Source organism: Streptosporangium nondiastaticum (assembly GCF_003011965.1).
GTDB lineage: Bacteria > Actinomycetota > Actinomycetes > Streptomycetales > Streptomycetaceae > Streptomyces > Streptomyces nondiastaticus.
Map to the genome: position 1 here is coordinate 1 of NZ_PXWG01000283.1, position 2,301 is coordinate 2,301.

3 protein-coding genes are annotated in these 2,301 nt (G+C 73.5%); 2 read left to right on the forward strand and 1 reads right to left on the reverse strand.

Annotated features, from left to right (window positions below; all coding sequences use genetic code 11):
• Together B7P34_RS35710 and B7P34_RS35715 are read left to right on the forward strand one after the other, a co-directional pair.
• Positions 1 to 681 (forward strand): hypothetical protein (locus tag B7P34_RS35710; RefSeq protein WP_223268599.1); only part of this gene is annotated, 681 nt, incomplete at its 5' end.
• 38 nt (positions 682 to 719) lie between these two features.
• Positions 720 to 1,034 (forward strand): putative quinol monooxygenase, encoded by a 315-nt coding sequence (locus B7P34_RS35715; protein ID WP_106682262.1) that lies wholly within the window; start codon positions 720 to 722, stop codon positions 1,032 to 1,034.
• Positions 1,035 to 1,056: 22 nt separating this feature from the next.
• Here the strand turns inward: B7P34_RS35715 and B7P34_RS35720 are convergent.
• Positions 1,057 to 2,301: LCP family protein (locus tag B7P34_RS35720; protein WP_106682263.1), on the reverse strand; the 1,245-nt coding region annotated here is incomplete at its 5' end.

Consider the following 2,301-nt stretch of genomic DNA (forward strand, 5'->3'; position numbering starts at 1 on the left):
CCGCCCGCGCTCGCCGGGCAGGCCGGGCCGCTGCTGTCCGGCGCGGACGCGGCCGTCGTCGAGGTGACGGACGCCCAGTACGGCGGGATCCTGGCCGGCTCGGCGAGCGTCCTGGTCGTCTGCCGGCAGTGGACGCGCACGGGCGGCGGGCCCGTGGTGGCGGGCGGGACGACCGTGGACGTGCGCCTGACCGAGGCGGCGCCGCGCTGGTCGGTCGGCGAGCTGCACCCGGCCGCGCCCGGGCCCGCGGCCGGCAGCCTGCCGGAGGCGGCGCGGCGGGTGCTGGACGAGGACCGGATCCAGCTGCCCGCGGCGGCCGAGGCCGACGTCCGGGGCGGCGGCGTCCACGCGAGCGTGCTGCGGGCGATGCTCCGGCTCGCGGAGCGCTACCGCATCGACGTCAGCGTCGTGCGCTCCGGCCATCCCCTGAACGTGTTCGGCACCGGCCGGCCCAGCGACCACCCGCCGGGCCGGGCCTTCGACGTGTGGCGGATCGACGGGCACGCGGTGGTCGACCGGGCGACGCCGCGCGCGCTGGTCGAGGCGTTCATGCGCGACGCCGCCGCGGCCGGCTCGTACAACGTCGGGGGCCCGCTCCTGCCGGCGGGGGCGGGCGCGGGGCCGCAGTTCTTCACCGACGACACCCACCACGACCACGTGCACGCCGGCTTCGGCGACTGAGCCGGCGCCGACCGCAGGACGCGGCAAGAGGAGGCCCCGTGACCGTCGAGTACATCCGCTACCGCATCACCGACCCTGAGCGGCGCGCCGCCTTCGAGAAGGCCTGCGCGGCCGCCGCCGAACACCTGTACGCGGCACCGCAGTGCCTGGGCTACGAGCTCGCGCGCGGGGTGGAGGAGCCGGAGCGGTTCGTCCTGCGGATCGAGTGGACGTCGGTCCACGACCACGAGCAGGGCTTCCGCGAGGGGCCGCACTTCCGGCCGTTCCTCGCGGAGGTCCGCCCGTTCGTGGGCGACATCGAGGAGATGAAGCACTACGAGAGGCTCCTCGTCGTCGCCAAGGGGAGGGTCTAGAGCCCGGAGACCCTTGCGGCGGTCAGTCGACGCAGGGGACGCCGCCCATCTTGACCGGCGGGCCCTGGAAGGAGTCGGAGGAGACGGGATCCGACCCGCCGGGCTTGGCGTCATCTGCTTTGCCCTTATCCGGTTTGCCCTCACCCGGTTCGGCGTCGCCGGCGGCCGGCGTGTCCTTCCGCTCCGTCTTCGGCTCCGTCATCGCCTGGACGAGGGACTTGACCTTCGCCGGGTCGACGAGGTTGACGGCCTCTCCCTTGCGGGTGGCGAAGCCCTCGATGGGAAGGGTGTGGAACTCGGCGTTGCCGCCGGTCAGGTTGGGCGCCTGCCGGGCGAAGTCCAGGATGTTCCACCGGTTGTCGATGACGACGTCCTTCTTGATGACGTCGAACAGCCCCTGCAGCTTGCCGAGGTCGCTCCACACGCCCTGTTCCTGGAGCTTGTGCGTGACCGAGGACAGGAACGCCTGCTGGCGGTGGGTGCGGTCGAGGTCGCCGCCGGCCAGGCCGTGCCGCTGCCGGACGAAGGACAGCGCCTGGCGGGCGTCGAGCTGCTGCGGCCCGGCCGGGAAGTCGGCGCCGGAGTAGCGGTCGCGCACGGGGTGCTTCAGGCACACCGGGACGGGCTGGACCACCTTGGCGATGTCGTAGAAGCCCAGCAGGTTGACCTCGGCGAAGTGGTCGATGGGCACGCCGAGGAAGTGCTGGACCGTGGCCAGCGTGGCCTCGCGGCCGGCCTCGCGCCCGCGGTGCTCCAGCTCGGCGCCCTTGACGCCCTGCGCCGACAGCTTCTCCTCGGCCTCGGCCTTGGCGATCCCGTACGCCTCCTTGATCTTGTGCTCGCCGCGCCCGCCGGCGATCTCGACGTAGTCGTCGCGCGGTATCGAGAAGGCCGTCACCTTGCCGCCGCCGGCCGGGATGTGCATGAGGATGAGGGTGTTGGTGTTGTAGCCGCCGATGTCGCTGGAGCCGGCGTGCAGTTCGTCCTGGACGAACTCCTTCGGCAGGTCGTTGCCGTTCATGTCCTTGCGGCTGTCGAGGCCGATCAGGAGCAGGTTCACCGCGCCGTCGCGACCCGGCGGCGCGTCGTCGCGCAGGGCGTCCAGCGCGCTGGAGGTGTTCACTCCGCGGTCCAGCCAGTGGTAGGCGCACCAGCCGACGCCGCTGGTGAGCATGACGAGCGCGGAGGTGAGGCAGACCGCGATGCGGGCCGCGCGCCCGGGCTTGGGGGAGGGGCCGGCGCGGCGCGGGCGGGGGCACGGCCCGCC